The organism is Xylophilus sp., assembly GCA_009914555.1.
Lineage (GTDB): Bacteria > Pseudomonadota > Gammaproteobacteria > Burkholderiales > Burkholderiaceae_C > WNDY01.
The window spans coordinates 1-26,647 of sequence record WNDY01000010.1 but is presented as its reverse complement, the minus strand read 5'-3'; the positions used below and the strand labels follow the sequence as shown (position 1 = coordinate 26,647).

Genomic DNA, 26,647 nt, shown 5'->3' with positions numbered 1-26,647 from the left:
TACGGCGCGCGCCGGCGGGTCCGTGCCGGCCGCAGCGGTGGTGGCGACGGTGCTCACGACGGCAGCACGGTGTGTCGCAGCGCCGGCAGCTGCGTGCGCACCTCGGCCAGGCGGGCCGCATCGAGCGTGCCCGCGACCAGGCCGGCGCCGTCTTCCGCGCGCACCGCCAGCACCGTGCCCCAGGGATCGACCAGCATGCTGTGGCCCCAGGTGTGCCGGTTGCTCTCGTGCAGGCCGCCCTGTGCGGGCGCGAGTACGTAGGCTTGGTTCTCGATGGCGCGGGCGCGCAGCAGCACCTCCCAGTGCGCGGCGCCGGTGGTGTAGGTGAAGGCGCTGGGCACCAGCAGCAGTTCGGCGCCGGCGTGCGCATGCGCGCGGTACAACTCGGGAAAGCGCAGGTCGTAGCAGACCGACAGGCCCACGCGCCAGGTGCGGCCGCTGCGCGAGGGCAGGTCGAAGGTGACGGGCTCGCTGCCGGGCTCGATCACGCGGCCCTCCTCGTAGCGCTCGCGGCCGTTGTCGTAGTGGAACAGGTGGATCTTGTCGTAGCGTGCCGCCAGCGCGCCGTCGGGTGCGTAGACCAGGGTGGTGTTGCGCACGCGCTGCGGGTCGCGGCCGGCCAGCGGCAGCGTGCCGCCGGCAATCCACAGGCCCAGCTCGCGCGCGCTGGCGGCCAGGAAGTCCTGCAGCGGACCGCTGCCCTGCGTCTCGCGCAGCGCGAGCTTGTCGGTGTCGCGCCAGCCCAGCGCGCAGAAGTATTCGGGCAGCACGGCCAGTTCCACGCCAGCGGCCGCGGCCTCTTCGAGCAGCGCGCGCGCGGTGGCGAGGTTGGCGGCCGGATCGGTGGCGCTGACCAGTTGGAGGGCGGCGACTTTCATGGCGGATCTCAGTGGGTGGACGTGGACTGCGAGGGCCGCGATGAGGCCGCAGCCTCTCCGCCGGCAGAGGAACGGGACGCGGCGCCGCGCTGCACCCGCGTGACCTGCGGATCGCTCCAGGTTCCCTGGATGCGGAATTCGCGCGTGGTGGCGGCGATCAGCGGACCGCGCAGCACCAGCTGCGCGAGGAAGGTGCCCAGGCCCACGGCCGGGTTGACCACGCTGGCCACGAGCGATGCGGTGCCGGCATTGATCTCGGGCACCACGACCACGCGCAGGTCCTGCGTCTCGCGGCCCAGGTCGGCCTGGCCTTCCATCAGGACGGCGGCGCTCACGCCCTTCATCTGCAGGTTGTCGCTGGCGACGATGCCGCGCTCGATGCGCGCGTCGCCGCGCACGTAGTCGAAGGCGAAGCCCTCGCTGAAGACGTCGCGGAAGTCCAGCGTCAGCCGCCGCGGCAGCGACTGCAGGCTCAGCACGCCGAGCAGCTTGGCCAGGCCGGGCTCGGCCTTGAGGAACTGGCCGGCGGCCATGTCCAGGTGCAGCCGGCCCGCCAACGAAGGATAGTCCAGCGAGATCGGCGAGCCGTGCCAGGCCAGCGACCCTTCCAGGCTGCCGCGGCCGCCGCGCACCGTGCCGGCCCACCCCATGCGGGCGAGCAGCGCACCGGCGTCGCGCACGTCGAGCTTCAGGTCCAGCGCGGTGCGCCGCGCGGCCCAGCTGCCGCTGGCGCTGAGGTGCGAGTCGGCATTGGAGACGTCGAGTTTCGACAGCGTCCATTCGCGCTGGGAAGACGCGGTGCCGCCACGCTGCTGCGCCTCGATCTGCAGCCGCCCCAGGCTGAGCCCGCGCAGCGAGAAGTCGTCGACCACCACGTCCAGGCTGGGCAGGCTGGCGGGCTGCCGGCCGCGCTCGTCCACCAGGCTCTCGACCTCGCCGGTGGCAGCCTGCGGTATCGCCAGGCGCTTGAGGCGCGCATGCACATGGGTGGCATCGTTGCCGGCCATGCGGTATTCGATGTCGCCGGCCAGCTCCCGCGCATCGGCATTCACGCGCCAGGCGCCGCCGTCGTGGGTGCCGCGGGCGGCAACGTCATGCAGCGTGCGGCCGTGGAAGCGCAGCTGGCCGGCGCGCAGGGCGAAACGCGTGGGCAGGTACCCGGCCGCGTCGGCCCCACCCTGGGACGCGGCCGGCGCCGCGCCGGACGTCGCGGGCGAGAAAGCCTCCTGCCAGGCGTCGAGGTCGGCCTCGCCCAGGCGCACGTCGGCCTGCACGCCCGCAGCCGGCGGGGCGACCGTCTCGCCGGCCGGCAGGCCGACGGCGATGCTGCCGCGCAGCACGCGCGGCGTGTCGTCCGCCAGGTCGCGCTCGTAGGCCACCGTGGCCACGCCGTCCAAGTCCAGCCGGATCTGGTCGCGCAGCGGGCCGCTGTACGCGGCCTCGCGCAGCAGCGCCTTGTCGAAGCGCAGCGCCAGGCTGGTGTCGGCCGGCTTGCCGAAGGGCGCGGGGAGGTCCAGCGCCAGGCCGGCGAGGTTGCTTGTGGCCTGGACCTCGGGCTCGCCGCGGCGCATGCTGATGGTCGCCGCATAGGCGGCGCCGCCGCGGGCCGACCGGGCCAGCCGCGCCACGGCGCCCAGTTCGCTCGCCTGCCGCAGGCCCTCGGCCGTGGCCGTGCCCTGGGCACGCAGCAGCAGGCCGGGCTCGCCGGCGGGCGGCGCGTGGCGCAGGCCGCCTTCGATGCGCACGTCGCCGCCATAGGCGCGCGCCTGCACGCCAGCCAGTGTGAAGCCGGCGTCGTTGAAATCGAGCCGGCCGCGGGTGCGCCCGAGCAGCGGCGATGCCGGCGTGATGCGCAGGTCGTTGCCGGCGAAGACCACGCTGCCGTTCACCTTGGTGTCCTGTGCGTGCGCGAACGGCACCGACAGCTGCAGCCGGTAGCCGGCGGCGCCGGTGGCCGTGGCCCGGTCGAGCGCATGCCCGGTCAGGCGGCTGACCGGCGAATGCGCGAGCATGGCCAGCAGCTGCCCGGCCGGGCCCTGGGCCTGCGCGTCGACCGACAGCACCGAGGCATGGAGGTCGGGGATGCGCGCATCGGCCCGCACCACGCGCAACTCCGGCATATCGGCGAAGTGGCCGCTGGCGCCGTTGACGCGCATGCCGTTGTGCTCGAAGACCAGCTCGGCGTCGAGCTGCGCGAGCGCCGGCCACGGCGGCTCGTCGGCACGCTGTCGGCCCGGCGGCAGGTAGGCGAAGTCCACGCCGTGCAGCTGCGCGGCGATGCGGAACTCGCCCTTGTGCGGCGCCCGGAAAGGCACCTCGTCGAGTTCGCCCCTGACGCGGAAGCTGACATTGCCCGAGCGCCCCGCGCGCACCGCGTCGCGCACGTAGTGCCGTACCTCGTCGTGGATGTGCAGCGGCAGGTAGCGGTGCACGCGCGTGGCCTCGGCATGGCTCAGCGTACCCGTCAGGTCCAGCACGCCGGGAAAGCGCCCGCGCGGCGAGCCGGGGTCGGAGGTGTGCCAGGTGGCGCGCGCGGTGCCGGCGGCATCGGCATTGGCGAAGGACAGCTGCGGAACCTGCACGCGGATGCGAGGGCCGTCCAGCTGCCATTGCAGGGAGGCGGCCAGCCGGTCGAGCGGAACCTCGGCCTCCTCGAACACGCCGGGGAAGGTCATCGATCCCCGGGCGATGCGCAGCTCGGCCGTGCCGCCGGCCTGGGTCAGGTCGAAGTCCACCGCCGCGCCGCGCAGGCCCGGCGTGCCCGCACGGTCCGGCGGGCTGCCGTCCGGGGCTGGCACGGCCGCCAGCGACAGGCCGGTGGCGCGGCCCTTGGCCTGGTACTTCGTCAGCGCGTCGAGCGGGCCCTGCCAGCGGGCGTGCACCTCCTCGATGCGGCCGGCCGGCGCATGGATGCGCAGGGCGTCGTGCAAGGCGTCGCCCAGCGGCAGCCGCGCGGCGATGCCGGCCAGCGCGCCCAGGTCCAGCCGGTCGGCCTTGAGCTCGCCCAGCGCCTCGCCGTGCGGGCCGCCGTCGGTGTAGCGCACCGACAGGTTGCCGCCGGGCCAGTGCACACCGTCGCCGGTGATGAACTGCAGTCCCGTGGTCGAGAACTCGAAGCCGCCGTCATGCCGCCGCCCGCCCGCGCGGCCCGACACGGATTGCAGCGCCAGCGGCTCCAGCGTGGCGCCCAGGCGGGCTTGCACGCCGGCCAGGGACACGTCGGCCGCGCCGCCGACGATGGTGCCCTGGCGCAGGTCGGCCCATGCGCGCACCGCGCCATGGCCCTGCATCACCTCCACCTGGCCCAGGTCGGCATGGCGGCGCAGCTGCGACACGTCGACCTGCGCGCACTCGGCATAGAGCTGGCCGCTCCAGTCGCGCCAGCGGCCGGCATGCGTGGTCAGCAGCGGCTGGCGCAGGCGGCCCATGATGGTGAAGCGCCGCCCCCAGTCGGCCGGGGGCGTCGCGTCGATGCGCAGCTCGTGGCGCCAGCCGCGGCGGCGCACCAGGATGTCCACGTCGGAGAGCGCCAGCGGCACGGCGCCGCGCTGCTCGTCGGTCCAGCGCAGCGCGCCGCCGCGCACGACGACCTCGGTCTGGGCGAACAGCCAGTCGGCGAAGGCGCTGTCCTCGCCATGCCGGTCGCCCAGCGTGAGGCCGGCCACGACGAGTTCGCCGGCGGCGGTGCGGCGCACGTCGAGCACCGGGGCTTCGAGGTACAGCTGCTCGAAGCCGCGGTGCCACAGCGAGCGGGGCGACAGCGAGGCCACCACGCGCGGCAGCCGCAAGGCCTCGCGGCCGGAAGGGTCGGACAGCACCACGTCGCTGAACTCGAAGGTCGGCACGAAGGACTCGGTGCGCGCATGCACCGCGCCGATGCGCACGGGTATCCCCAACAGCCGCGCGGCCTGCGCCTCGATGCGCGGGCGGAACTCGTCGATACGCGGCACAATCCAGCCGTGGATCGCCCCCCAGGCGGCGAACAGCACCAGCCATGCGGTCAATAACAACCACCAGGCCCACCGCACCACGGTCGCTGTTGCGCGCAGCAGACGCGTGGGGGCTGGGGACATTTCATTCATTGGACGGGCTTGCAAGTGGCAGAAATTATGACCCCGGGGGAATCCCGCGGGTTCGGCGCAAATGGTGAGGCTTTGTCAGGCATGCGACCCTGTGGCGCAGGGTTGCGACCGGGCCGGCGCACCGATGGTTCCCCTCCATGACGCGCTGCGCTGAGGCCGCCGCCGCGGCAGCCGGCCTGCCGTCCCCGCTGTCGCTGCACTCGCGCTTCATGCAGCGCCTGCAGCGCCGCTATGCCGACCTGGCCGGCCTGCTGCCGCCCGGTGCCCCGGTGCGCCCGGTGCTCGAAGCCGGCCTGGCCGCCCTGCGCGGGCGCGGCCATGCGACCGGCGAGGCCCTGCGCATTCTGCGCCAGCTGGCGATGCAGCGCCTCATCGAGCGCGACTGCGACGGCCAGGCGCCGCTGGCCGAGGTGATCCGCTCGGTCACCGAGCTGGCCGAGATCGCGCTTGACGCCGCCTGCGTCGATGCCTTCGCCGAGCTCGATGCGCGCCACGGTGCACCGCTCGCGCCCGACGGCACGCGGGCGCAGCTCTGGGTCGTGGGCATGGGCAAGCTCGGCGCGCGCGAGCTCAACGTGTCGAGCGACATCGACCTCATCTACATCTACGACGCCGACGGCGAGACGGCCGGCAACGCCGCGGGCCGCAACCGCATCACCAACCACGAGTACTTCGGCCACGCGGTCAAGGCCGTGCACGCGCTGGTCGGCGATCCGACCGAGCACGGCTGCGTGTTCCGGATCGACCTCGCGCTGCGGCCGAACGGCAACTCCGGCCTGCCGGCGGTGTCGCTCGCGGCGCTGGAGGAATACTTCCAGGCCCAGGGCCGCGAGTGGGAGCGCTTCGCCTGGCTCAAGAGCCGCGTCGTCGCGCCGCGCGCCGCGCTGCAAGGGGCCGGGGTGCAGGCGCTCGGCACCGTCGTGCTGCCCTTCGTGTTCCGCCGCTACCTCGACTACGGCGTGTTCGACGCGCTGCGCGGGCTGCACCGACAGATCCGCGAGCATGCGGCGCGCCGCAGCGCCGGGCGGCCCGAGCGGGCCAACGACGTCAAGCTCTCGCGCGGCGGCATCCGCGAGATCGAGTTCACCGTGCAGCTGCTGCAGGTGGTGCGCGGCGGCCAGTTCCCCGAGCTGCGCTGCCGGCCCACGCTCGACGCGCTCCAGCGCCTCGCGCGCGCCGGCCTGATGCCGGCCGAGGCGGCCGACGCGCTGGCCGCGGCCTACACCTTCCTGCGCCGCGTCGAGCACCGCATCCAGTACCTGGACGACCAGCAGACCCATATGCTGCCCACGCGCGACGACGACCTGGCCTGGATCGCGCGCACGCTGGGTTACGACGACGTCTGCCCGTTCCTGCACGACCTCGATGCGCACCGCGAGTTCGTCGCGCAGGAGTTCGACACCCTGCTCGGCGGCGCCGGCGGCGGCGACGGCTGCCCCAGCGGCACCTGCGCGGGGCCGAAGGCGCCGCTCACGGCGCCGCAGGCGACCGACCTCGACGCGCTGGCCGAGCAGCTGCCCGGCGCGCTGCGCGAGCGCGTGCTGGAATGGCGCGCCCATCCGCGCGTGCTGGCGCTGCGCGACGAGGGGCGCGCGCGGCTGCTGCGGCTGGTGCAGCGCACCGCGCGCTGGCTGGCCGACGGCCAGGTCACCGAGGCCGCGGCGCTGGCTTTCGCCCGCTGGATCGAGCCGCTGCTGCGCCGCGAGAGCTACCTCGCGCTGCTGGTGGAGCGCCCCGCGGTGCACGAGCGCCTGCTGCACCTGCTGGGCGCGGCCCAATGGCCGGCGCGCTACCTGCTCCAGCACCCGGGCGTGATCGACGAGCTGGCCGGCGAGGCGCTCTTCGCCGAGCGCTTCGATGCCGAGGCTTTCGAGCGCGAGCTGGAGCACCGCCTCGCCTCGCTCGCCCGCACCAGCGAGGACGACGACGAGAACCTGCTCAACCTGCTGCGCCGCGCCACCCATGCCGAGACCTTCCGCACGCTGGCGCGCGACGTCGAGGGGCGCCTGACCGTCGAGCAGGTCGCCGACGACCTCAGCGCGCTGGCCGACGCCGTGCTGCGCGTGACCGCGCGCTGGACCTGGGCGCGGCTGAAGAACCGCCACCGCGATGCGCCGCGCTTCGCCGTCATCGGCTACGGCAAGCTCGGCGGCAAGGAACTGGGCTACGGCAGCGACCTCGACATCGTGTTCGTCTACGATGACGAGGACGAGCGCGCGCCCGAGGTCTACGCGGCCTTCGTGCGCAAGCTCATCAACTGGCTCACGACCAAGACCGGCGAGGGCGACCTCTACGAGATCGACACCGCCCTGCGGCCCAACGGCAGCTCCGGCCTGCTGGTCACCAGCTTCGACGCCTACGCCAACTACCAGCAGCGCCGCGGCAGCAACACTGCCTGGACCTGGGAGCACCAGGCCATGACGCGCGCGCGCTGCGTGCTCGACGGCGTCGACGGCGAGCGCCCGCTGGCCGCACGCTTCGAGGCGGTGCGCGAGGCCGTCATCACCGCGCCGCGCGATCTGGCCGCGCTGCGCGACGAGGTCGTGTCCATGCGCGAGAAGGTGCGCGCCGCCCATCCGGCGCGCGGCGACGGCTTCGACGTGAAGCATGGCGTGGGCGGCATGGTCGACGTGGAATTCGCGTTGCAGTACCTGGTGCTGGCCCGTTCTGCCGAACACCCCTCGCTGCGCGAGAACCGCGGCAACATCACCCTGCTGCGCCGTGCCGAGGAGGCCGGCCTGCTGCCCGAAGGCGTGGGCGAGCGCGCCGGCAACGCCTACCGCGTGCTGCGCCGCATGCAGCACCGCGCGCGGCTCGACGAGGTGCCGACCACGGTGGCGCCCGCGTCCGTCGAATCCGAGCGCGCCGCGGTGCATGCGCTGTGGACGGCAGTGTTCGGCGGGCGACCCGCGTGAGGCCGGCGGCGCGCACGGCGGCCTGCCGCACCGCGCTGGCCTGCGCGCCGGTGCTGGCCGCGCTGCTGGCCGGCTGCGCCAGCCGCACCGGCGGCGGCCGCGACGGCCCGCCGGCCAACCCGCCGCCCAACCTCGCCAGCGTGCCCGACGCCGAGCCCCGCATCGAAGCCATCCGCAGCGGCGGCCCCAACAAGCCCTATGCGGTGCTCGGCCGCAGCTACGTGCCGCTGACCGACGACCGGCCCTACAGCGAAAGCGGCCTGGCCTCGTGGTACGGCCGCGCCTTCCACGGCAGGCCCACCTCCAGCGGCGAGCCCTACGACATGTACGCGATGACGGCCGCCCACACCACGCTGCCGATCCCGAGCTACGCGCGGGTCAGCAACCCGGCCAACGGCCGCTCGGTCATCGTGCGGGTCAACGACCACGGGCCCTTCCACGACGGCCGCGTGATCGACCTGAGCTACACCGCCGCGCTCAAGCTCGACCTGCTGCGCGGCGTGGCGCCGGTGACGGTGGAGCGCATCACGCAGCAGGACATCCGCGCCGGCCTCTGGCGCCGCGGCGGCGATGCCGGCACGGCGGTCGCGCGCACGGCGCCCGCCGTCGTGGTGCCGGCGGCCGCGGTGCAGCCGGTGGCATTGGCGTCAAATACTCCCCCCATCACGCCTCCAGTGCGATTGGTGCAGGCTGACAATTGGACGATACCCCTGGCAGTTTCCGGTGTCCCGCCGGCGGCGCCGACACCGGCGCCGGTCGCGGCGGCCGCGGTGCTGGCGCCGTCGGCACCGCCGGCCGAGCCGGTGCAGACCCAGCCGGTGCAGGCCGCGCCGGCGGCGATCGCCGCGCAGGAACTGCCGCCGCTGGAGCCGGCCGCCACCGTGCCGGCCGCGCCACCGCCACCGCCACCGCCACCGCCACCGGCCGAGCCGGCGACCTCCGCGGGCTTCTGGCTGCAGTTCGGCGCGTTCGGCCGGCCCGAGGGCGCCGAGCAGCTGCGCCGGCAGATCGCGCCGGCCGTGCAGCCGCTCGCACCGCGGCTCGCAGTGTTCGCCGACGGCGGCCTGCACCGCCTGCAGGCCGGGCCGTTCGACTCGCGCGATGCGGCGCTGCGCGCGGCGGCCCAGCTGCGCGGCAGCCTGCCGGCCGCGCCGGTGCTCATCGAGCGGCGCTGAGGCAGGCAGCGGCCGCGGGGCTGCCGCCCGCCGTGCCTGCTGCGTACTGGCGTGCACGGGATTCCCGTGGTTCGCCTCCCCATGCGAACCGTCACCGAACTCCCATCCTCCCAGCGGCAGGCGGCCGGTATCTGGCGCACAGACGAATTGCATGCCTTCATCGACCGGATTGCGGCCCATCCTCCGGCGGGAACGTGATTCCCGGTGGGAAGGTTCATCGCGCTGTTCGCCGTGTACGTGAAAGCAGGGCAAGAAAACATGCCTGCCGGCCACATCCAACGCAACCGGAGAACCGAGCCATGAAGCGCAGCTTCGACATCGAAACAGGGGCCCGGGCCATCGACGCCGGCATGGGCGAGGTATTGCCCGCCATCGCCAGGCGCTGGCCGAAGCGAAGGCCCGCTGCGCCTGATGGTCAAGTACCCCGAACCGGCGAACGAACCGGCGGCGGCCTGGCCCCCCGGCCGCTGCGCGGTGCGGCCGTCGCGCAGCCTGTACGATTCAATCATTCGATTGAATCCATGCTGTAATGCGGGGCCATGCCCGCCCCGCCCGCCGCCTCCGCGCCGCCGCGCTGCCCGAGCCTGCTGCATGCGGACCGTACCGATCCGCGCAGCCGCCTGCTGCTCGCGGCGCTGCGCCTGTTCTCCGAGCAGGGCTTCGCCCGCACCTCCACGCGCGACCTGGCGCAGGCCGCCGGGGTCAACCTGGCTGCCATCCGCTACTACTTCGGCGACAAGGAGGGCCTGTACCGGGCCACCTTCACCGAGGCCGTCGGCAGCCTGAGCGAACTGGTTCCGCTGTTCACGCCGCCCGCACTCAGCCTGCGCGCCGCGCTCGCGGCCTACTTCGGCGGCTTCACCACGCTCTTCAAGCAGGCCGAAGGCGCCACGCTGGCGCGCCAGTACATGCGCCTGTACATGCGCGAGGCGCTGGATCCGACCACGTTCTGGGCCGAGGAGATCGAGCACGACCAGGTCGGCCCGCACCAGGCCCTGGTGGGCGTGCTGCGGCGCCACCTGCGGCTGGAGGCGGACGACGACGCCCTGCACCGCCTGGCATTCTCCTTCGCCGGCCTGGCCTGCAGCCTGCTGTTGCAGCAGCAACTGATCGGCCGACTGCGTCCCGGCCTGCTCGATACGCCCGAGGCGGTCGATGCCTGGACGGCACAGCTCGTCGATGGCGGCGCCGCCCTCGTGGCGGCCGAGCGCCGCCGACGGGTCGCCGCCGCGCGGGCCCGTCCGCTGCGCCCGCCCCGGCGCTCCACCCGTTCCACCGCCCACGACGCCGCATGACGACGACGATGCCGCTGCCTTTCCGATCCGCCTGCCACGCCGCGGGCCTGCTCCTCGTGCCGCTCGCGCTGGCCGGCTGCGCGCTGCCGCGCCCGACGCCCACGCCCGAGGTGGCCGTGCCTGCGGCCTGGAACGCGCCCCGTCCGGCCGAAGAACCCGCGGTCGATCCGTCGCTGCCGCATGGCGGCACGCAGGCCGGCCTCGCGCAGTGGTGGCGGCGGCTCGACGACCCGGTGCTGGCCGAACTGATCGATGCGGCCGAGCGCGCGAGCCCCACGGTGGCCCAGGCCGCCTCGCGCATCGCCCAGGCACGGGCCAGCCGCGTGTCGGCCGGCGCCGCGCTCGGCCCCACGGCCGATGCCACGGCCAACGCCAATCGCGGCTTCCAGACCTCGCTGTTCGCGGTCGCCACGATCGCGCAGGGCACGCTCCAGGCGTCATGGGAGCCCGACGTGTTCGGCGGCAACCGCGCGGCGCGCGACGCGGCCCAGGCGCGGCTCGAAGGCTCGCAGGCCGGCTGGCACGACGCCCGCGTCTCGGTCGCGGCCGAGACGGCCAACCAGCTCGCCGCCTGGCGCGCCTGCCGCGACCAGCTCGCGGTCAGCGAGACCGACGCCGCCTCGCGCCGCGAGAGCGCGCGCCTGTCGGGCCTGAGCACCCGGGCCGGTTTCACCGCGCCGGCCGACGATGCGCTGGCCCGCGCCAGCGCGGCCGACGCGGGCAACCGCCTGTCGCAGCAGCGCGCGCAGTGCGAGGTCGCGGTCAAAGGCCTGGCCGCGCTCACCGGGCTGGAGGAGGGCGCGCTGCGCGAGCGGCTCGCGCGGCCGGCCGGCCCGGTGCCCGACCAGCTGTTCGCCATCGACGCGCTGCCGGCCCGGGTGCTGGCCCAGCGGCCGGACGTGCAGTCGGCCGCGCGCGACGTGGTCGCCGCCAGCGCCGACGTGGCCAATGCCGAGGCGCAGCGCTATCCGCGGCTGACCATCGGCGGCAACATCGGCCGCATGTACGTCGATGAGCCGAGCCTCTCGGGCAGCATCAACACCTGGTCGTTCGGCCCGGTCCAGCTCCAGCTGCCGCTGTTCGACGGCGGCAAGCGCCGCGCCAACACCGAGGCGGCCCGCGCCAAGTACGACGAGGCCGTCGCCGTCTACCGCGGCAAGGTGCGCCAGGCGGTGCGCGAGGTGGAGGAGGCGCTGGTCAACCTGCAGTCCACCGCCGACCGCACCGGCGATGCCGAGGCCGCCGTGGCCGGCTACCGCGCCGCCTTCCAGGGCGCGCAGGCCCGCTTCGACGCCGGCCTGGCCAGCCGCATCGAGCTGGAGGACGCGCGCCGCACGCTGCTCAACGCCGACACCACGCAGGTCAACCTGCGCCGCGAGCGCATGGCCGCCTGGATCGCCTTGTACAAGGCCGCCGGCGGAGGCTGGAACGAATGAGAACAGCCCCCGGGGCGGGGCGGCCCTTGCGCGGCGTCTGCTGGCCTGGGCCGCGCTGATGCGACCGCTCCAATTTCTGTTTTTTGAACCTGGGATCCCTGCCATGCGCCGACCCGATGCCGCTTCCTTCCTGCGCGACCGCCGCGCCACCGTCACCGCCGCGGCGGCGGTACTGATCGTCTTGGCCGGCCTGGGCCTTGCCGCGCTGCGCGCCACGGCGGCCGACCCGGCGCCCGCCGCGGCGCGTCCGGCGCTCACCGTCACCACCGCGTTGCCGCAGCGCGGCGCGCTGCCGCTGACGCTGGTGGCCAACGGCAGCATCGCCGCCTGGCAGGAGGCCAGCATCGGCGCGCAGGTCGGCGGCCTGCGGCTGGCCGACGTGCGGGTGAACGTGGGCGACACGGTCAAGGCCGGCCAGGTGCTCGCCACCTTCGCGCCCGAGACGGTGCAAGCCAGCCTCGCGCAGGCCCGCGCCAGCCTGCTCGAAGCCGAGGCCAGCGCCGCCGACGCGCGCGCCAACAACGAGCGCGCCCGCACCCTGGCCAACTCGGGCGCGCTCAGCGCCTCGCAGATCGCGCAGTACGCCACCAGCGCGCAGACGGCCGACGCCCGCGTGGCCGCGGCGCGCGCGCAGGTCCAGGCGCAGCAGCTGCAGGTGGGCTTCACCGAGGTGCGCGCGCCCGACAGCGGCGTGATCTCGTCGCGCACGGCCACCGTCGGTGCCGTCGTGGGCGCGGGCACCGAGCTGTTCCGCATGGTGCGCAAGGGGAGGCTCGAATGGCGGGCCGAGGTCACTTCGGCCGAGCTGGGCCGCATCCGGCCCGGCGCCCGGGTGCAGGTCACCGCGGCCAGCGGCGCCATCCTCGACGGCGCGGTGCGCACCATCGGCCCCACGGTCGATTCGCAGACGCGCAATGCGCTGGTCTACGTGGACCTTCCCGCGCAGAGCCGCAACGGCCTGCCCGCCAAGGCCGGCATGTTCGCCAGCGGCGCCTTCGCGCTCGGCGAGAGCGAGGCGCTGACCGTGCCGCAGTCCGCAGTGGTGGTGCGCGAGGCCTTCAGCTACGTCTTCGTGCCGGCGCCGGCCGAAGGCCAGCAGCGCGTGGCGCAGCGCAAGGTGCAGACCGGCCGGCGCGTCGGCGACCGGGTGGAAATCACCGGCGGCCTCGCCGCGGACCAGCCGGTCGTCGTGACCGGCGCGGGCTTCCTCAACGACCGCGATATCGTGCGCGTCGCGCAGTCCCCGGTGAAGTAAGCGAGCGCGCCATGAACGTTTCCTCCTGGTCGATCAGGAACCCCATTCCCGCGGTGATGCTCTTCGTGCTGCTCACCTTCGCGGGCACGCTGGCCTTCCAGGCCATGAAGGTGCAGAACTTCCCCGACATGGACCTGCCGATGGTCAACGTCACCGCCCAGCTGCCCGGCGCCTCGCCGGGCCAGCTGGAGACCGACGTGGCCCGCAAGATCGAGAACTCGATCGCCACGGTGCAGGGCCTGAAGCACATCACCACCACCGTGCAGGACGGCGTGGTGACGATCCTGGCCGAGTTCCGGCTGGAGAAGCCGGTGCAGGAGGCGGTGGACGACGTGCGATCGGCCGTGAGCCGCGTGCGCGCCGACATGCCGGCCGACCTGCGCGACCCGATCATCACCAAGGTGGACCTCGCCGGCCAGCCGGTGCTGGCCTACACCATCTCGTCGAACCGGCTCGACGAGGAGGGCCTGTCGTGGTTCGTCGACGACACGGTGCAGCGCCGGCTGCTGGCCGTGCCCGGCGTGGGCGCGGTCAACCGCGTGGGCGGCGCGCTGCGCGAGGTGCGCGTGGCGCTCGACGCGCAGCGCATGCAGGCGCTCGGCGCGACCGCGGCCGACGTGTCGCGCCAGCTCAAGCAGGTGCAGAACGAGAGCGCCGGCGGCCGCGCCGACCTCGGCGACGCCGAGCAGCCGGTGCGCACGCTGGCCACGGTGCAGTCGGCCGAGGAGCTCGGCAACCTCCAGCTCGCCATCGGCGGGCGCCGCGTCCGCCTGGCCGACGTGGCCACGGTGACCGACACCGTCGCCGAGAAGCGCGCGGCCGCGCTGCTCGACGGCAAGCCGGTCGTGGGCTTCGAGGTCGCGCGCAGCCGCGGCGCCAGCGAGGTCGAGGTCGGCGCCGCGGTGCAGAAGGCGCTCGACGAGCTCAAGGCCCAGCATCCCGACATCGTGCTGACCGAGGCGTTCAACTTCGTGCAGCCGGTGGCCGAGGAGTACCAGGGCTCGCTGCACCTGCTGTATGAAGGCGCCATCCTGGCGGTCGTCGTCGTCTGGCTCTTCCTGCGCGACTGGCGCGCGACCTTCGTCTCGGCCGTGGCGCTGCCGCTGTCGGTCATCCCGGCCTTCGTCGGCATGTACCTGCTGGGCTTCTCGATCAACGTGATCACGCTGCTGGCGCTGTCGCTCGTGGTCGGCATCCTGGTGGACGACGCGATCGTGGAGGTCGAGAACATCGTGCGCCACCTGCGCATGGGCAAGACGCCGTACCAGGCCGCGATGGAGGCGGCCGACGAGATCGGCCTCGCGGTGGTCGCCACCACCTTCACGCTGATCGCGGTGTTCCTGCCCACGGCCTTCATGAGCGGCGTCGCCGGGCGCGTCTTCAAGCAGTTCGGCTGGACAGCCGCGCTCGCGGTGTTCGCCTCGCTGGTCGTCGCGCGGCTGCTCACGCCGATGATGGCGGCCTACCTCCTCAAGCCCGTCGTCGCGGCCGAGCGCGAGCCGCGCTGGATGCAGTGGTACATGGGCGCGGCGGCCTGGAGCCTGAAGCACCGGCTGGCCACGATGCTCCTGGCGCTGGCCTTCTTCGCCGGCTCGATCGCGCTGATCCCGCTGCTGCCCACCGGCTTCATCCCGCCGGACGACAACTCGCAGACCCAGGTCTACCTGGAGCTGGCCCCGGGCAGCACGCTGGCCGAGACCACGGCCAGCGCCGAGGAGGCCCGCCGGCGGCTCATGAAGGTGGCGCACGTCAAGAGCGTCTACACGACCGTGGGCGCCGGCAGCGCCGGCAACGACGCGTTCTCGGGCGGCGGCGCGTCCGAGCCGCGCAAGGCCACGCTGACGGTGCAGCTCGACGCGCGCGGCGCGCGCCCGCGCAAGCAGGGCATCGAGTCGCAGATCCGCGCCGCGCTGGAGACGCTGCCAGGCGTGCGGCTCAAAGTCGGCCTGGGCGGCAGCAACGACAAGTACGTCCTGGTGCTCAGCGGCGACGACCCGCAGGCGCTGCTGGCCGCCTCGCGCGACGTGGAGCGCGAGCTGCGCACCATCGCCGGCCTGGGCAACATCGGTTCCAGCGCGAGCCTGGTGCGCCCCGAGATCGCCGTGCGCCCCGACTTCGCCCGCGCCGCCGACCTGGGCGTGACGAGTGCCGCCATCGGCGAGACGCTGCGCGTGGCCACCGTGGGCGACTACGACGTGTCGCTGCCCAAGCTCAACCTCGCGCAGCGCCAGGTGCCGATCATCGTGCGGCTCGACGATGCGGCGCGCGAGAACCTGGACACGCTGCGCCGCCTGGCCGTGCCCGGCACGCGCGGGCCGGTGATGCTCGGCGACGTGGCCACGCTGGAGGTGGCCGGCGGGCCGGCGGTCATCAACTGCTACGACCGCGCGCGCAACGTCAACTTCGAGATCGAGCTGGCCGGCATGCAACTGGGCGACGTGGTCCGCGCGGTGCACGACCTGCCCGCGGTGAAGAATCTGCCGCCCGGCGTGCGCGTGACCGAGGTCGGCGACGCCGAGGTCATGGGCGAGCTGTTCGCGAGCTTCGGCCTCGCGATGCTGACCGGCGTGCTGTGCATCTACATCGTGCTGGTGCTGCTGTTCAAGCACTTCCTGCACCCGGTCACCATCCTCGCGGCGCTGCCGCTGTCGCTCGGCGGCGCCTTCGTCGGCCTGCTGATCGCGCACAAGAGCTTCTCGATGCCCTCGCTCATCGGGCTCATCATGCTCATGGGCATCGCGACCAAGAACTCGATCCTGCTCGTGGAATACGCGATCCTCGCGCGCCGCGGCCAGAGCCGTGCGGGCGAGGACGCCGGCCACCACGAGCGCGAGCCGATGAGCCGCTGGGACGCGCTGCTCGACGCCTGCCACAAGCGCGCGCGGCCGATCATCATGACCACCATCGCCATGGGCGCCGGCATGCTGCCGATCGCCATCGGCACCGGCGCGGCCGACCCGAGCTTCCGCTCGCCGATGGCCGTGGCGGTGATCGGCGGGCTCATCACCTCGACCGTGCTGAGCCTGCTGGTGATACCGGCCGTGTTCACCTATGTGGACGACGTCGCCCAGTGGCTGCTGCGGCGCGTGCGCAGGGGATAATGGCGGCCTTTGCTCCGAAAGGACCGCCGTGGCCCGTGTTCTGCAGCAACCGTACCTGACCGCCGCCGACCACCTGGCCTGGGAAGAAACCCAGACCGAGCGCCACGAGTACATCGATGGCGAGATCGTCCACGCCATGGCCGGCGGCGAGGGCCGGCATGCGACGGCGGCCCTCAATTTCGCCGTCGTCCTGCGCGAACACCTGTGCGGCAGCCCCTGCCGGACCTACCTCAGCGGCGTGCGGCTGCACCTGGCCGCGTCCAGCGCCTACTTCTCTCCCGACCTCATGGTCACACCTGCCATGCAGCCGACCATGCCAATCGGCTGGCAAAATCCGAGCCCTCGCTCATCGCCGGGGTCCTTTCGCCCAGCACGGCCCACGACGACACCGGGGCCAGGTTCGCGCACTACCGCCGCATCGGCAGCCTGCGCGAGTAGGTGCTGGTCGACTCGACCGCCGCGCGGCCGACGTCTACCGCAAGGGCGACGACGGCCTGTGGGTGCTGCATCCCTTCGACCGCGGCGACGCGGCGACGCGGCGGTGCTGACCAGCGTGGACCTCACGCTGCCGCTGGCATCGCTGTTCGCCGACCTGGAGGCAGAGGCACCGGCTTTGTGATATACACCGGGGGGAATGCTTCCATGGCGGGTGAATGACGCCCGCTACAGACGTATACCCCAATGAAATGATGTGATTTTTTCCGCGCGCAACCACGGCCGCCGTTTCCTTGCGGCGCCTGCGGCGATGCGCCTTGTGCGTTTTTCATGGCTGCCACGCCCGACTTCACCCTCGACATCGATTCCATCGCCGACCGGCTGCCTTCCGCCGTCTACCAGCGCGGGCTCGGCATCTTCCAGAACCAGCAGGTCGTCTCCTGCGCCACCACCCGCGCCGAAGGCACCTGGCTGGTCCAGGGCCAGGTCAGCGGCGGCGGCGCCGCCCGGCCCTACGACACCTCGGTCGCCATGGAGGTGGACGACAACGGCCGCGTGCGCGCCTTCCGCAGCACCTGCAGCTGCCCCGGCGGCACCGACTGCCGCCATGCCGTCGCGCTCGCCCTGCAGGCCGCCAGCGGCGCCGACCTGGCCGCCGCCGCGGTGGAGGAAGAACCGGAGGAGGAAGACGAGGCGCCGCAGGCCGCCGGCAACTCCTGGGTCGACATGTCCTGGCTCGGCTCGCGCGCCGCCCCGGACGCGGCCGCCGCACGGCAAGGCCAGGACCTGCTCGTCTTCCTGCTGCACCTGCCGCGCCCCCGCAAGCCCGGCGCCGGCGGCCTGCCGCCCAGGCCCACGCTGTCCTGGGGCCTGTCGCGCCCGCGCCGCACCGGCGCGACCGGCTGGACCCGGGTGAAGACCCCCGTGCACTACGGCGGCCCGCCGACGCGCGACGCCACGGCCGACGAGCAGGAATGCGTGCGCCTGATCGCCGCGCTCGGCAGCCGCGGCTACGGCAGGAACAGCGCCGAGGGCCCGATCGACGGCCCTTCGGGCCTGCTCGCGCTGCAGCTGGCCGCCCAGGGTGGCCGCCTGTTCGTGGCCGATGAGCAGCAAATCGCCGGCGAGGCGCTCTCCTGGGGCCCGGCGCGCAGCGTGCAGTGGCGCTGGAGCGAGACCACCCGCCCGTCCGATCCGGAGCCCACCTGGGCGCTGGAGCCGTTCCTGAATGAGGGCGAAGGCCGCATCCTGCCGGGCCAGCCCACCCTCTACGTCGATGCTGCCGCCGGCCTGTGCGGCGAGGCCACGGTCGCCGGCGTGGATGCGGAGCACTTCGGAGCGCTGTTCGGCGCCGCCGCCATCGCCCAGTCGGCGCTGGGGGCGCCGCAGACCGCCGAACTGGCGCGCCTGGCCGGCCTCGCGTTGCCGGCCGCGGTCCCGCCGGCCGAACGGGTCGAAGGCGTCGTGCCGGTGCCGCACCTGCACATCGCCCCGGTGCCGCTGGCCGAGCGGGCCCGGCTCGGGCCGCTGCGCGCCGCGCTCACCTTCGACTACGCCGGCCTGCGCCGCTGGTGGCCGCACCGTCAGGCCCGCGTGCTCGACACCCACGACGGCCGGCGCCTGCTGCTGCAGCGCGACCTGGCGGCCGAGGCGGACATCGCCGCCACGCTGGAGCGCTTCGGCCTCGTCGGCGACAAGGACGGCCGCTACCACCTGCCGCCGCCGGCCGGCAGCGCCGTGTCGCCCTGGCTCGACTGGGCCTCGCACGGCTACGAGCCGCTGCGCGCCGCGGGCTTCGGCGTCACCGCCGACCCAGCGCTGCAGGGCTTCATCCGCAGCGCCGCCGCGCTCGACGTGCGCCTGACCGGCTCCGACGGCCAGCCCCTGGCCGGGGACGGCGAGCTCGGCGACAGCCGCTGGTTCGGCCTGTCGCTGGGCATCGAGATCGACGGCGTGCGCGAGAACATCCTGCCCTGGCTGCCCGAGCTGCTGGCGCAGCTGCAGGCCACCGCCGAGGGCGCGGCGCTGCCGCAGTGGATCTGGCGCCAGCGCGGCGACGGCGGCTTCGTGCGCATCCCGTCGGCGCCGCTGGCGCCCTGGCTGGCCGCGCTGCTCGACCTCGTGGGCGAGCGCGGCGGCGACTTCGACGGCGACCGGCTCCACCTCTCGCGCATGGAGGCCCTGCGCCTGGGCGCAGCCCTGGGCGCCGACGTGCCCTGGGCCGGCGCGGCAGGTCTGCGCGCGCTGCTGGCCAGCCTGGGCGGACAGGAGCAGCTGCCCGTGGTGCCGCTGCCCGCCGGCCTGAAGGCCGAACTGCGGCCCTACCAGCACCGGGGCTTCGACTGGCTGCAGTTTTTGCGGGTGCATGGCCTGGCCGGCATCCTGGCCGACGACATGGGCCTGGGCAAGACGCTGCAGACCCTGGCCCACATCCTGGCCGAGAAGGAATCGGGCCGCGCCGACCGGCCCTCGCTCGTGGTCGCGCCGGTCAGCCTGCTGGGCAACTGGCAGCGCGAGGCCGCGCGCTTCGCGCCGGGGCTCAGGACCCATGTCTGGCACGGCACCGGCCGCCATGAAGAGGCCGAGCGCATCGCGCGCAGCGACCTGGTCATCGTGCCGTACTCGCTGCTCCAGCGCGACCGTGCGCTCTGGCTCGGCCAGCCCTGGCACCTGGTCGTGCTCGACGAGGCCCAGCACATCAAGAACGCCACGAGCAACGCGGCGCAGGTCGCTTCGGAACTGGACGCACGCCACCGCCTCTGCCTGTCGGGCACGCCGCTGGAGAACCACCTGGGCGAGCTGTGGAGCCTGTTCCACTTCCTGATGCCCGGCTTCCTCGGCAGCCAGGGGCGGTTCAAGAGCCTGTTCCGCAATCCGATCGAGAAGTTCGGCGACCCGGACCGCCTGGGCCAGCTGCGCCGCCGCGTCACGCCCTTCCTGCTGCGCCGCACCAAGGCGGCTGTGGCGTCGGAGCTGCCGGCCAAGGTCGAGAACGTGACCAGCGTGGCGCTCAGCGGCGCGCAGGCCGACCTCTACGAGACCATCCGCCTGGCCACCGAGAAGTCGGTGCGCGAGGCCCTGCGCGAGAAGGGCCTGGCCCGCTCGCAGATCCTGGTGCTCGACGCGCTGCTCAAGCTGCGCCAGGTCTGCTGCGACCCGCGGCTGGTCGCCTCGGTGCCCGCGGCCCAGCGCGTGAAGGAATCGGCCAAGCTCGAACTGCTCATGGAAGTGCTGCCCGCCATGCTGGCCGAAGGCCGGCGCGTGCTGCTGTTCTCACAGTTCACCAGCATGCTGGCGCTGGTCGAGGAAGAGCTGAAGGCCCGCAACCTGCGCTGGGCCAAGCTCACCGGCCAGACGGGCAACCGCGACGCGGTGATCGACCGCTTCACCAACGGCGAGGTGCCGCTCTTCCTCATCAGCCTCAAGGCCGGCGGCACGGGGCTCAACCTGCCGCAGGCCGACACGGTGATCCACTACGACCCGTGGTGGAACCCGGCCGCCGAGGACCAGGCCACCGGCCGCGCCCACCGCATCGGGCAGAAGAACAAGGTCTTCGTCTACAAGCTCGTCGCCCAGGGCACGATCGAGGAACGCATCCTCGCGCTCCAGGCGCGCAAGGCCGAGCTGGCCGACACGCTCTACCGCGGCGCGGCCGCGCGGCGCGAGGCGCTGTTCACCGAAGAGGACGTGGCGGAACTGCTGCGGCCGCTGGAATAGCCTGCGATGCGCCTGCGCCGCCTCGTGGTCCTCCATGTATACCCCAAGGGTAATACAGTGGTGGTGCTTGATGCTGAAGCGCAGTCGGCCTATACCCCGGAAACCTGCGGATGACCGATTCACATCCCTTCCTGCTCGACCCGCAGACCCTGGCGGCCCATGTGAGCGCCGCCACCTACGAGCGCGGCCTGGCCGTCTACCGGGCGCAGCAGGTGCTCGACTACGGCATCGCGCCGGCCAGCCGCGGCGAATGGCATCTCGACGGCACGGTGCGGGGTTCGGCGCGCCAGCCCTACGAGGCCACGGTGGTGCTGGAAATCGACGGCGACGGCCGGGTGCTCGGCTTCCAGAGCGCCTGCACCTGCCCCGTCGGCCGCAACTGCAAGCATGCCGTGGCGATCGCCCTCAAGGCCGCCTACAAGTCGCGCCGCGCGCCGGCGGGGCCGGCCACGCTGGTTCCCGCCCCCGTGGAACCGCGCCAGCAGCAGCACGCGCGCGTGGCCCAGTGGCTGGACCTGTTCGCGCTCGAAGCGCCCGTCGCCGCGCCGCCCGCGCCGCCGGCCGACCAGTTGATCTTCCTGCTGCACCTGCCGCGCCCGCAGCAGCAGGGCGTGCAGCCCACGCTGTCCTGGGGCCTGTCGCGCCCGCGGCGCAGCGGCGGCGGCTGGACGCGCGTGAAGACGCCCTATGCCTACTACGGCGGCCCGCCCACGCGCGACGCCGGCGCCGACGACCTCGAATGCGTGCGCCTCATCGCCGCGCTGGGCGCGGGCGGCTACGGCGGCAGCGCGACCGAAGGCGCGCTCGACGGCCGCACCGGCCTGCTCGCGCTGCGGCTGGCCGCCGGCAGCGGCCGGCTCTTCCTGGCCGACGAACAGCGCCAGCCGGGCGGCGCGCCGCTCGCCTGGGGGCCGGAGCGCGCGCTGGCCTGGCGCTGGAACGAGATCACCCGCCCCGCCGACCCCGAGCCGGCCTGGAAGCTGCACGCCCATCTGCCCGGGGCGCCCGGCCGGCTGCTGCCCGGCAGCCCCGCGCTCTATGTCGATCCCGCCGCCGGCCTCTGCGGCGAGGCCGTCGCCCCCGGCGTGCCCGCGCAGCACCTGGGCCTGCTGCTGGCGGCGCCGCCGATCCCGCAGTCGGCCTTCGAGACCCAGCAGGCCGCGCTGCTCGCGCGCCTGGCGGGCCTGCCGCTGCCGCCCACGGTGCAGCCGGCCGAGCCGCTCGACGGCATCGCGCCCGTGGCGCATCTGCACATCGCGCCGGTGCCCGTGGACGAGCGCGCGCGCCTCGGGCCGCTGCGCGCCGCGCTCACGTTCGACTACGCCGGCCTGCGCCGCTGGTGGCCGCACCACCAGGGCCGCGTGCTCGAAGCGCACAGCGGCCGCCGCGTGCTGCTGCACCGCCAGCTTGCCGCCGAACTGGACGCCGAAGGCGCGTTGCAGCGGCTCGGCCTCGTCGCCGACGGACTCGGCCGCCACCACCTGCCGCCCGGCCCGCTGCCGGTGGCTTCGCCCTGGCTCGACTGGGCCGCGCACGGCTTCGCGCCGCTGCGCGACGCCGGCTTCGTGGTGACCGAGGACGCGGACCTCGCCGGCTTCATCCAGCAGGCCGGCGCGCTCGACGTGCACCTCACCGATGCCGAGGGCCGGCCCCTGGCCGAAGACGACAGCGGCGAGGGTGACCCCTGGCTCGGCCTGTCGCTGGGCATCGAGATCGACGGCGTGCGCCAGAACGTCGTGCCCTGGCTGCCCGACCTGCTCGCGCAGTTGCGCGCCACGCCCGAGGGCGCCGCGCTGCCCGCCTGGGTCTGGCGCCAGCGCGAGGACGGCGGCTTCGTGCGCATCCCCTCGGCGCCGCTCGCGCCCTGGCTGCAAGCCCTGCTCGACCTCGTGGACGACAGCCGCGCGCTCGACGGCGAGACGCTGCGCCTGTCGCGGCTGGAGGCGCTGCGCGTGGGCGCCGCCGTGGGCGAGGGCGTGCCCTGGGCCGGCGCGGCCGGCCTGCGCGCGCTGCTGGCCCGCCTGGGCGGCAGCGCGCAACTGCCCGCGGCGCCCGTGCCCCAGGGCCTGCGCGCCGAACTGCGGCCCTACCAGCGCCACGGCCTCGACTGGCTGCAGTTCCTGCGCGCCCACGGCCTCGCGGGCATCCTGGCCGACGACATGGGCCTGGGCAAGACCTTGCAGACGCTGGCCCACGTCCTCGCCGAAAAAGAAGCGGGCCGGCTCGACCGCCCCGCGCTGGTGATCGCGCCGGTGAGCCTGCTCGGCAACTGGCAGCGCGAGGCCGCGCGCTTCGCGCCCGCGCTCGCCACCTGCGTCTGGCACGGTGCCGGCCGCCACGGCGCCCAGGCGCGCATCGCGGCCAGCGACCTCGTCATCGCGCCCTATTCGCTGCTGCAACGCGACCGTGCGCTGTGGCTGGCACAGTCCTGGCACCTCGTCGTGCTCGACGAAGCCCAGCACGTCAAGAACGCCGGCACCCAGGCCGCCCAGGTCGTCGCCGGACTCGACGCGCGGCACCGGCTCTGCCTGTCGGGCACGCCGCTGGAAAACCATCTCGGCGAACTCTGGAGCCTGTTCCACTTCCTCATGCCGGGCTTCCTCGGCAGCGCGGCGCGGTTCAAGGAGCGGTTCCGCACGCCCATCGAGAAGCACGGCGACCCCGAGCGGCTGCACCAGCTGCGCCGCCGCATCACGCCCTTCCTGCTGCGCCGCCGCAAGGCCGAGGTGGCCGGCGAACTGCCCGAGAAGCTGGAGCACGTGACCACCGTCGCGCTCGGCGGCGCGCAGGCCGACCTGTACGAGACCATCCGCCTCGCCACCGAGAAGACCGTTCGCCAGGCGCTGGCCGACAAGGGGCTGGCGCGCTCGCAGATCGAATTCCTCGACGCGCTGCTCAAGCTGCGCCAGGTCTGCTGCGACCCGCGCCTGCTCGGCGAGCGCGTGCCGGCGGCGCAGAAGGTCAGGCAGTCGGCCAAGCTCGACCTGCTGATGGAACTGCTGCCCGAGATGCTGGCCGAAGGCCGGCGCGTGCTGCTGTTCTCGCAGTTCACCAGCATGCTCGCGCTGATCGAGGCCGAACTGACGGCGCGCGGCCTGCGCTGGACCAAGCTCACCGGCCAGACCCAGAAGCGCGACGCCGCCATCGAGCGCTTCACCGGCGGCGAGGTGCCGCTGTTCCTCATCAGCCTGAAGGCCGGCGGCACCGGCCTGAACCTGCCGCAGGCCGACACGGTGATCCACTACGACCCGTGGTGGAACCCGGCCGTGGAGGAGCAGGCCACCGCGCGCGCCCACCGCATCGGGCAGCGGAACCGTGTCTTCGTCTACAAGCTCGTCGCCCAGGGCACGATCGAGGAACGCATCCTTGCGCTCCAGGCGCGCAAGGCAGGGCTGGCCGACAGCCTCTACCAGGGCGCCGTCGCGCGGCGCGAGGCGCTGTTCACCGAGGACGACGTGGCCGAACTGCTGCGGCCGCTGGAATGACCGCCGCGCCTGTGGCCGCCCGCCCCCGCATCGGCCTCGCGCTGGGCAGCGGCTCGGCGCGCGGCCTCGCGCACGTCGGCGTGCTGCGCGCCGTACAGGGCGCCGGCGTCGGCGCGAGTGGAGGGCGAAAAGGACGGCACCGCGGATCCGATGTGCCGAACATCGGGCGCGGCGATGCGGTCCTGGAACGTGTTCTGAGCCGGCGAAAGGCCGGCCGTTGCGGCGATGGCGATCTGGTAGCCTTGGTCAACCCGATTGCGCGGAGGCGGACGTGTTCAAAGTGATCGCTGAATCAGAGCTGGACGGAATCTGGCCGAGTCATTTCCACGAAGCTCTCTTGGTGACCAGAAGCCGCTTCGACCAGGGCGTGCCGGTGTGGGGCGCCCCGGCGCCGGGCCATGTGGAAGGCGCCTGTCTTCTGATCGTCGTCGAAGACCCGAACGACGAGGCGACGATCGCGCGGGTGAAGCGAGCCCTTCTCGCACGGCACCGGGCGACGCCGCTGATAGAGCGCCGGGACTGATCGCGGGGCCGCGCGCGCTCAGGCCGTCAGCGCCTGCAGCCGCTGCAGCGCCGCCAGCGTCTGCACGCAGGCGTTCGCCACCTCCGTGCCCTTGACCACGAAGTGCGCGTTGAAGTACTTGCTGTGCTCCGCGTGCTCGTGGAAGTGGTGCGGCGTGAGCACGGCCGAGAACACGGGCACGTCGGTGTCGAGCTGCACGCGCATGAGGCCGTCGATGACCGCATGGGCGACGAACTCGTGGCGGTAGATGCCGCCGTCCACCACGAGCGCGCAGGCGACGATGGCGGCATAGCGGCCCGTCCTGGCCAGGCGCTGGGCGTGCAGCGGGATCTCGTAGGCGCCGGGTACGTCGAACACGTCGACGCTGTCCAGCGCAACGCCCTGGCGCGCGATCTCGGCCAGGAAGGCGTTGCGCGCCTGGTGGACGATGTCGCCATGCCACTGCGCCTCGACGAAGGCGATGCGGCGGCCGTTGCCGACAGCTGCGATGGCGGAGGAGGGAAGGTCGTTGATCTGACTCATGGTGGTTTCCAATCGGTGGATGACCTGAATCAGGGCGCACGAAAGCGTCGGTGCGGCCACCGCGCGGCGGAGCGCGCACAGGCCGGGAGCCAGCGGATTTCGCGCTCTCTTTCATCCGGACTGTGACCGTCGGCCCCGGGATCGCACCGGGTCTGCTGACCCCCGCGCCGTGCGGCGCGGGGCGCTCGCGGGCTCGTGCGGCTTCTTCCGCGGAAGAAAGGCCGCCATCACCGCCGGTGGGGAATCGCACCCCGCCCTGAGAACGCTGCGGCGGGCCGTGGAGCCCGCCGCGCCGTAGATTCTAGGGGCTAACCCGCAACTCTGCAGGCGCGCCGCCGCATTCCATAATCGGGGCCACCCGCTGCCAGCCGTATCGAGGGGTATAGGTCGTAGGCGGGCCTCTTGCAATCGCAACGAAGGGATCCCCATGGCAGTACACCGTCACTTCCCGCCCACGGCCCCGGCCGACGAGCGTTTGGCCGCCTGGCAGCCGGGCGGCCGCCGGGCGCTGTCGCTCGACGACTTCGACCCGGCGGCCCGGCCGTATTCCACCGGCGCCAAGCTCAGCGACCGGGCCGCGGTGGACAAGCTGGCCGAGGAAATCGACGCGCTGCAGAACCTGTTCCACGCCGACCGGCGCTACAAGCTGCTGGTCGTGCTGCAGGGGCTGGACACCTCGGGCAAGGACGGCACCATCCGCGGCGTCTTCGGCCGCACCAGCCCGCTGGGCGTGCGCGCCGTGGGCTGGCGCGCGCCGAGCGAGGAGGAGCGCGCCCACGACTTCCTCTGGCGCATCCACAAGCAGGTGCCGGGCGCGGGCGAGGTCGTCGTCTTCAACCGCAGCCACTACGAGGACGTGCTGGTGCCGGTGGTGGCCGGATCGATCGACGACGCCACCCGCCAGCGCCGCCTGGCACAGATCAACGACTTCGAGCGCATGCTGGCCGAGAACGGCACGGTGATCCGCAAGTTCATGCTGCACATCGGCTTCGAGGAGCAGCGCCAGCGCCTGCAGGCGCGGCTGGACGACCCGGCCAAGAACTGGAAGTTCAGCCCTGAGGACCTCACCGTGCGCCACCAGTGGACGGAATACCGCCACGCCTACGAGGCGCTGCTGGCCGCGACCCACACGTCCTGGGCGCCGTGGACCATCGTGCCGGCCGATTCGAAGACCCACCGCAACCTGATGATCGCCACCCTGGTGCGCGACACGCTGGCCGCACTCAATCTGCGCCCGCCGCCACCGGACCCGGCGCTCAAAGGTGTGCGGGTGGAGGCGTGAGGAGTATGCCTTTCAGCATGGCGTCAATCGCCGGCCAGTAAGGTGTATACTGGGGAGTATACCAGTCAACCACCCAGGCCGACGAACATCGCCTGCACGTCGTCGTGCGCGTCGATCGCTGCCAGGAAGCTCTCCACCTCCGCCAGTGCCTCGGCGCTGAGCGACGCCGGGTCGACCGGGTTCTTCGCCTGGTAGCCGAGCTTGGCCGACAGCACGGTGAAGCCCTGGGCCGGCAGCGCGCGGCTCACGAGGTCGAGGTCGGTCGGGTCGGTCAGGAAGAAGGTGGTGCCGTCTTCCGACGGTGGCTCGAAGTCCTGCGCACCGGCTTCGATCGCGGCCACTTCGGGGTCGGCATCGGGCTGGGACGGTTCGGCCTCGATCAGGCCCAGGTGGTCGAAGTCCCAGGCCACCATCCCCCCTTCCCACCCGGTTTCATCGAATCCCATTTCCTCAGGGAAATCAAGGGGTTACGCAAGAAACCTGTCCCACAGCGTCGCATTCGGTTCCGCCGAATCCCGGGGTTTTTGTTCCCTGGCGTGTTCCCTT

At 73.4% G+C, this 26,647-nt stretch carries 16 protein-coding genes, 1 pseudogene and 1 riboswitch; of the genes and pseudogenes, 13 read left to right on the top strand and 4 right to left on the bottom strand.

Going from position 1 to position 26,647, the window contains the following annotated elements:
- Positions 1 to 53: 53 nt before the first annotated feature.
- Both GAK38_RS07280 and GAK38_RS07275 read right to left on the bottom strand, forming a co-directional pair.
- Positions 54 to 878 carry a carbon-nitrogen hydrolase family protein gene (locus tag GAK38_RS07280; RefSeq protein WP_325342769.1) on the bottom strand — a complete coding sequence of 275 codons (825 nt, stop codon included), beginning with the start codon at positions 876 to 878 and terminating at the stop codon, positions 54 to 56.
- Positions 879 to 886: 8 nt separating this feature from the next.
- Positions 887 to 4,951, bottom strand: a complete 4,065-nt coding sequence (locus GAK38_RS07275; RefSeq protein ID WP_325342767.1) for a YhdP family protein — start codon at positions 4,949 to 4,951, stop codon at positions 887 to 889.
- A 146-nt stretch (positions 4,952 to 5,097) separates the two neighbouring features.
- Between GAK38_RS07275 and glnE the strand changes: the two genes are divergently transcribed.
- From glnE to GAK38_RS07215, 12 genes are all read left to right on the top strand, one after another.
- Complete coding sequence (gene glnE, locus GAK38_RS07270; protein ID WP_325342764.1) at positions 5,098 to 7,875, top strand: bifunctional [glutamate--ammonia ligase]-adenylyl-L-tyrosine phosphorylase/[glutamate--ammonia-ligase] adenylyltransferase; 2,778 nt, start codon at positions 5,098 to 5,100, stop codon at positions 7,873 to 7,875.
- A complete protein-coding gene (locus GAK38_RS07265) occupies positions 7,872 to 9,050 on the top strand; it encodes a septal ring lytic transglycosylase RlpA family protein (protein WP_325342762.1) in 1,179 nt (392 codons plus the stop codon). Before glnE ends, GAK38_RS07265 begins: the two co-directional genes overlap by 4 nt.
- Positions 9,051 to 9,349: 299 nt before the next feature.
- On the top strand, positions 9,350 to 9,580 hold the full coding sequence (locus GAK38_RS07260; RefSeq protein ID WP_325342760.1) for a hypothetical protein: 231 nt from the start codon (positions 9,350 to 9,352) through the stop codon (positions 9,578 to 9,580).
- 9 nt (positions 9,581 to 9,589) lie between these two features.
- Entirely contained in the window at positions 9,590 to 10,345 is a 756-nt protein-coding gene (locus GAK38_RS07255) for a CerR family C-terminal domain-containing protein (protein ID WP_325342758.1), read from the top strand.
- Positions 10,342 to 11,781, top strand: coding sequence for an efflux transporter outer membrane subunit (locus tag GAK38_RS07250; RefSeq protein WP_325342756.1), 1,440 nt, complete (start codon positions 10,342 to 10,344; stop codon positions 11,779 to 11,781). The genes GAK38_RS07255 and GAK38_RS07250 overlap by 4 nt, the downstream gene beginning before the upstream one ends.
- A gap of 103 nt (positions 11,782 to 11,884) precedes the next feature.
- Positions 11,885 to 13,036, top strand: coding sequence for an efflux RND transporter periplasmic adaptor subunit (locus tag GAK38_RS07245; RefSeq protein ID WP_325342754.1), 1,152 nt, complete (start codon positions 11,885 to 11,887; stop codon positions 13,034 to 13,036).
- An 11-nt stretch (positions 13,037 to 13,047) separates the two neighbouring features.
- Complete coding sequence (locus GAK38_RS07240) at positions 13,048 to 16,137, top strand: efflux RND transporter permease subunit (protein ID WP_325342752.1); 3,090 nt, start codon at positions 13,048 to 13,050, stop codon at positions 16,135 to 16,137.
- A 28-nt stretch (positions 16,138 to 16,165) separates the two neighbouring features.
- The gene (locus tag GAK38_RS07235; protein ID WP_325342750.1) at positions 16,166 to 16,756 is read left to right on the top strand and encodes a Uma2 family endonuclease; all 591 of its coding nucleotides are present in this window, start codon (positions 16,166 to 16,168) and stop codon (positions 16,754 to 16,756) included.
- Positions 16,757 to 16,902: 146 nt separating this feature from the next.
- Entirely contained in the window at positions 16,903 to 20,289 is a 3,387-nt protein-coding gene (locus tag GAK38_RS07230; protein WP_325342748.1) for a DEAD/DEAH box helicase, read from the top strand.
- A 110-nt stretch (positions 20,290 to 20,399) separates the two neighbouring features.
- On the top strand, positions 20,400 to 23,774 hold the full coding sequence (locus tag GAK38_RS07225) for a DEAD/DEAH box helicase (RefSeq protein WP_325342746.1): 3,375 nt from the start codon (positions 20,400 to 20,402) through the stop codon (positions 23,772 to 23,774).
- Entirely contained in the window at positions 23,771 to 24,058 is a 288-nt protein-coding gene (locus GAK38_RS07220) for a hypothetical protein (RefSeq protein WP_325342744.1), read from the top strand. The genes GAK38_RS07225 and GAK38_RS07220 overlap by 4 nt, the downstream gene beginning before the upstream one ends.
- Positions 24,046 to 24,297, top strand: a complete 252-nt coding sequence (locus GAK38_RS07215; RefSeq protein ID WP_325342742.1) for a hypothetical protein — start codon at positions 24,046 to 24,048, stop codon at positions 24,295 to 24,297. Before GAK38_RS07220 ends, GAK38_RS07215 begins: the two co-directional genes overlap by 13 nt.
- Positions 24,298 to 24,315: 18 nt before the next feature.
- Here GAK38_RS07215 and GAK38_RS07210 read toward each other — a convergent pair whose 3' ends face one another.
- Entirely contained in the window at positions 24,316 to 24,819 is a 504-nt protein-coding gene (locus GAK38_RS07210) for a 6,7-dimethyl-8-ribityllumazine synthase (protein ID WP_325342740.1), read from the bottom strand.
- A 99-nt stretch (positions 24,820 to 24,918) separates the two neighbouring features.
- Positions 24,919 to 25,087: riboswitch (FMN riboswitch) on the bottom strand.
- Between the two features lie 159 nt (positions 25,088 to 25,246).
- Here GAK38_RS07210 and GAK38_RS07205 point away from each other — a divergent pair.
- Entirely contained in the window at positions 25,247 to 26,101 is an 855-nt protein-coding gene (locus tag GAK38_RS07205) for a PPK2 family polyphosphate kinase (RefSeq protein WP_325342738.1), read from the top strand.
- Between the two features lie 65 nt (positions 26,102 to 26,166).
- On the opposite strand, the pseudogene GAK38_RS07200 reads toward GAK38_RS07205, so the two are convergent.
- A pseudogene (locus GAK38_RS07200) lies at positions 26,167 to 26,517 on the bottom strand (YebC/PmpR family DNA-binding transcriptional regulator); the annotation flags it as partial.
- Positions 26,518 to 26,647 lie beyond the last annotated feature (130 nt).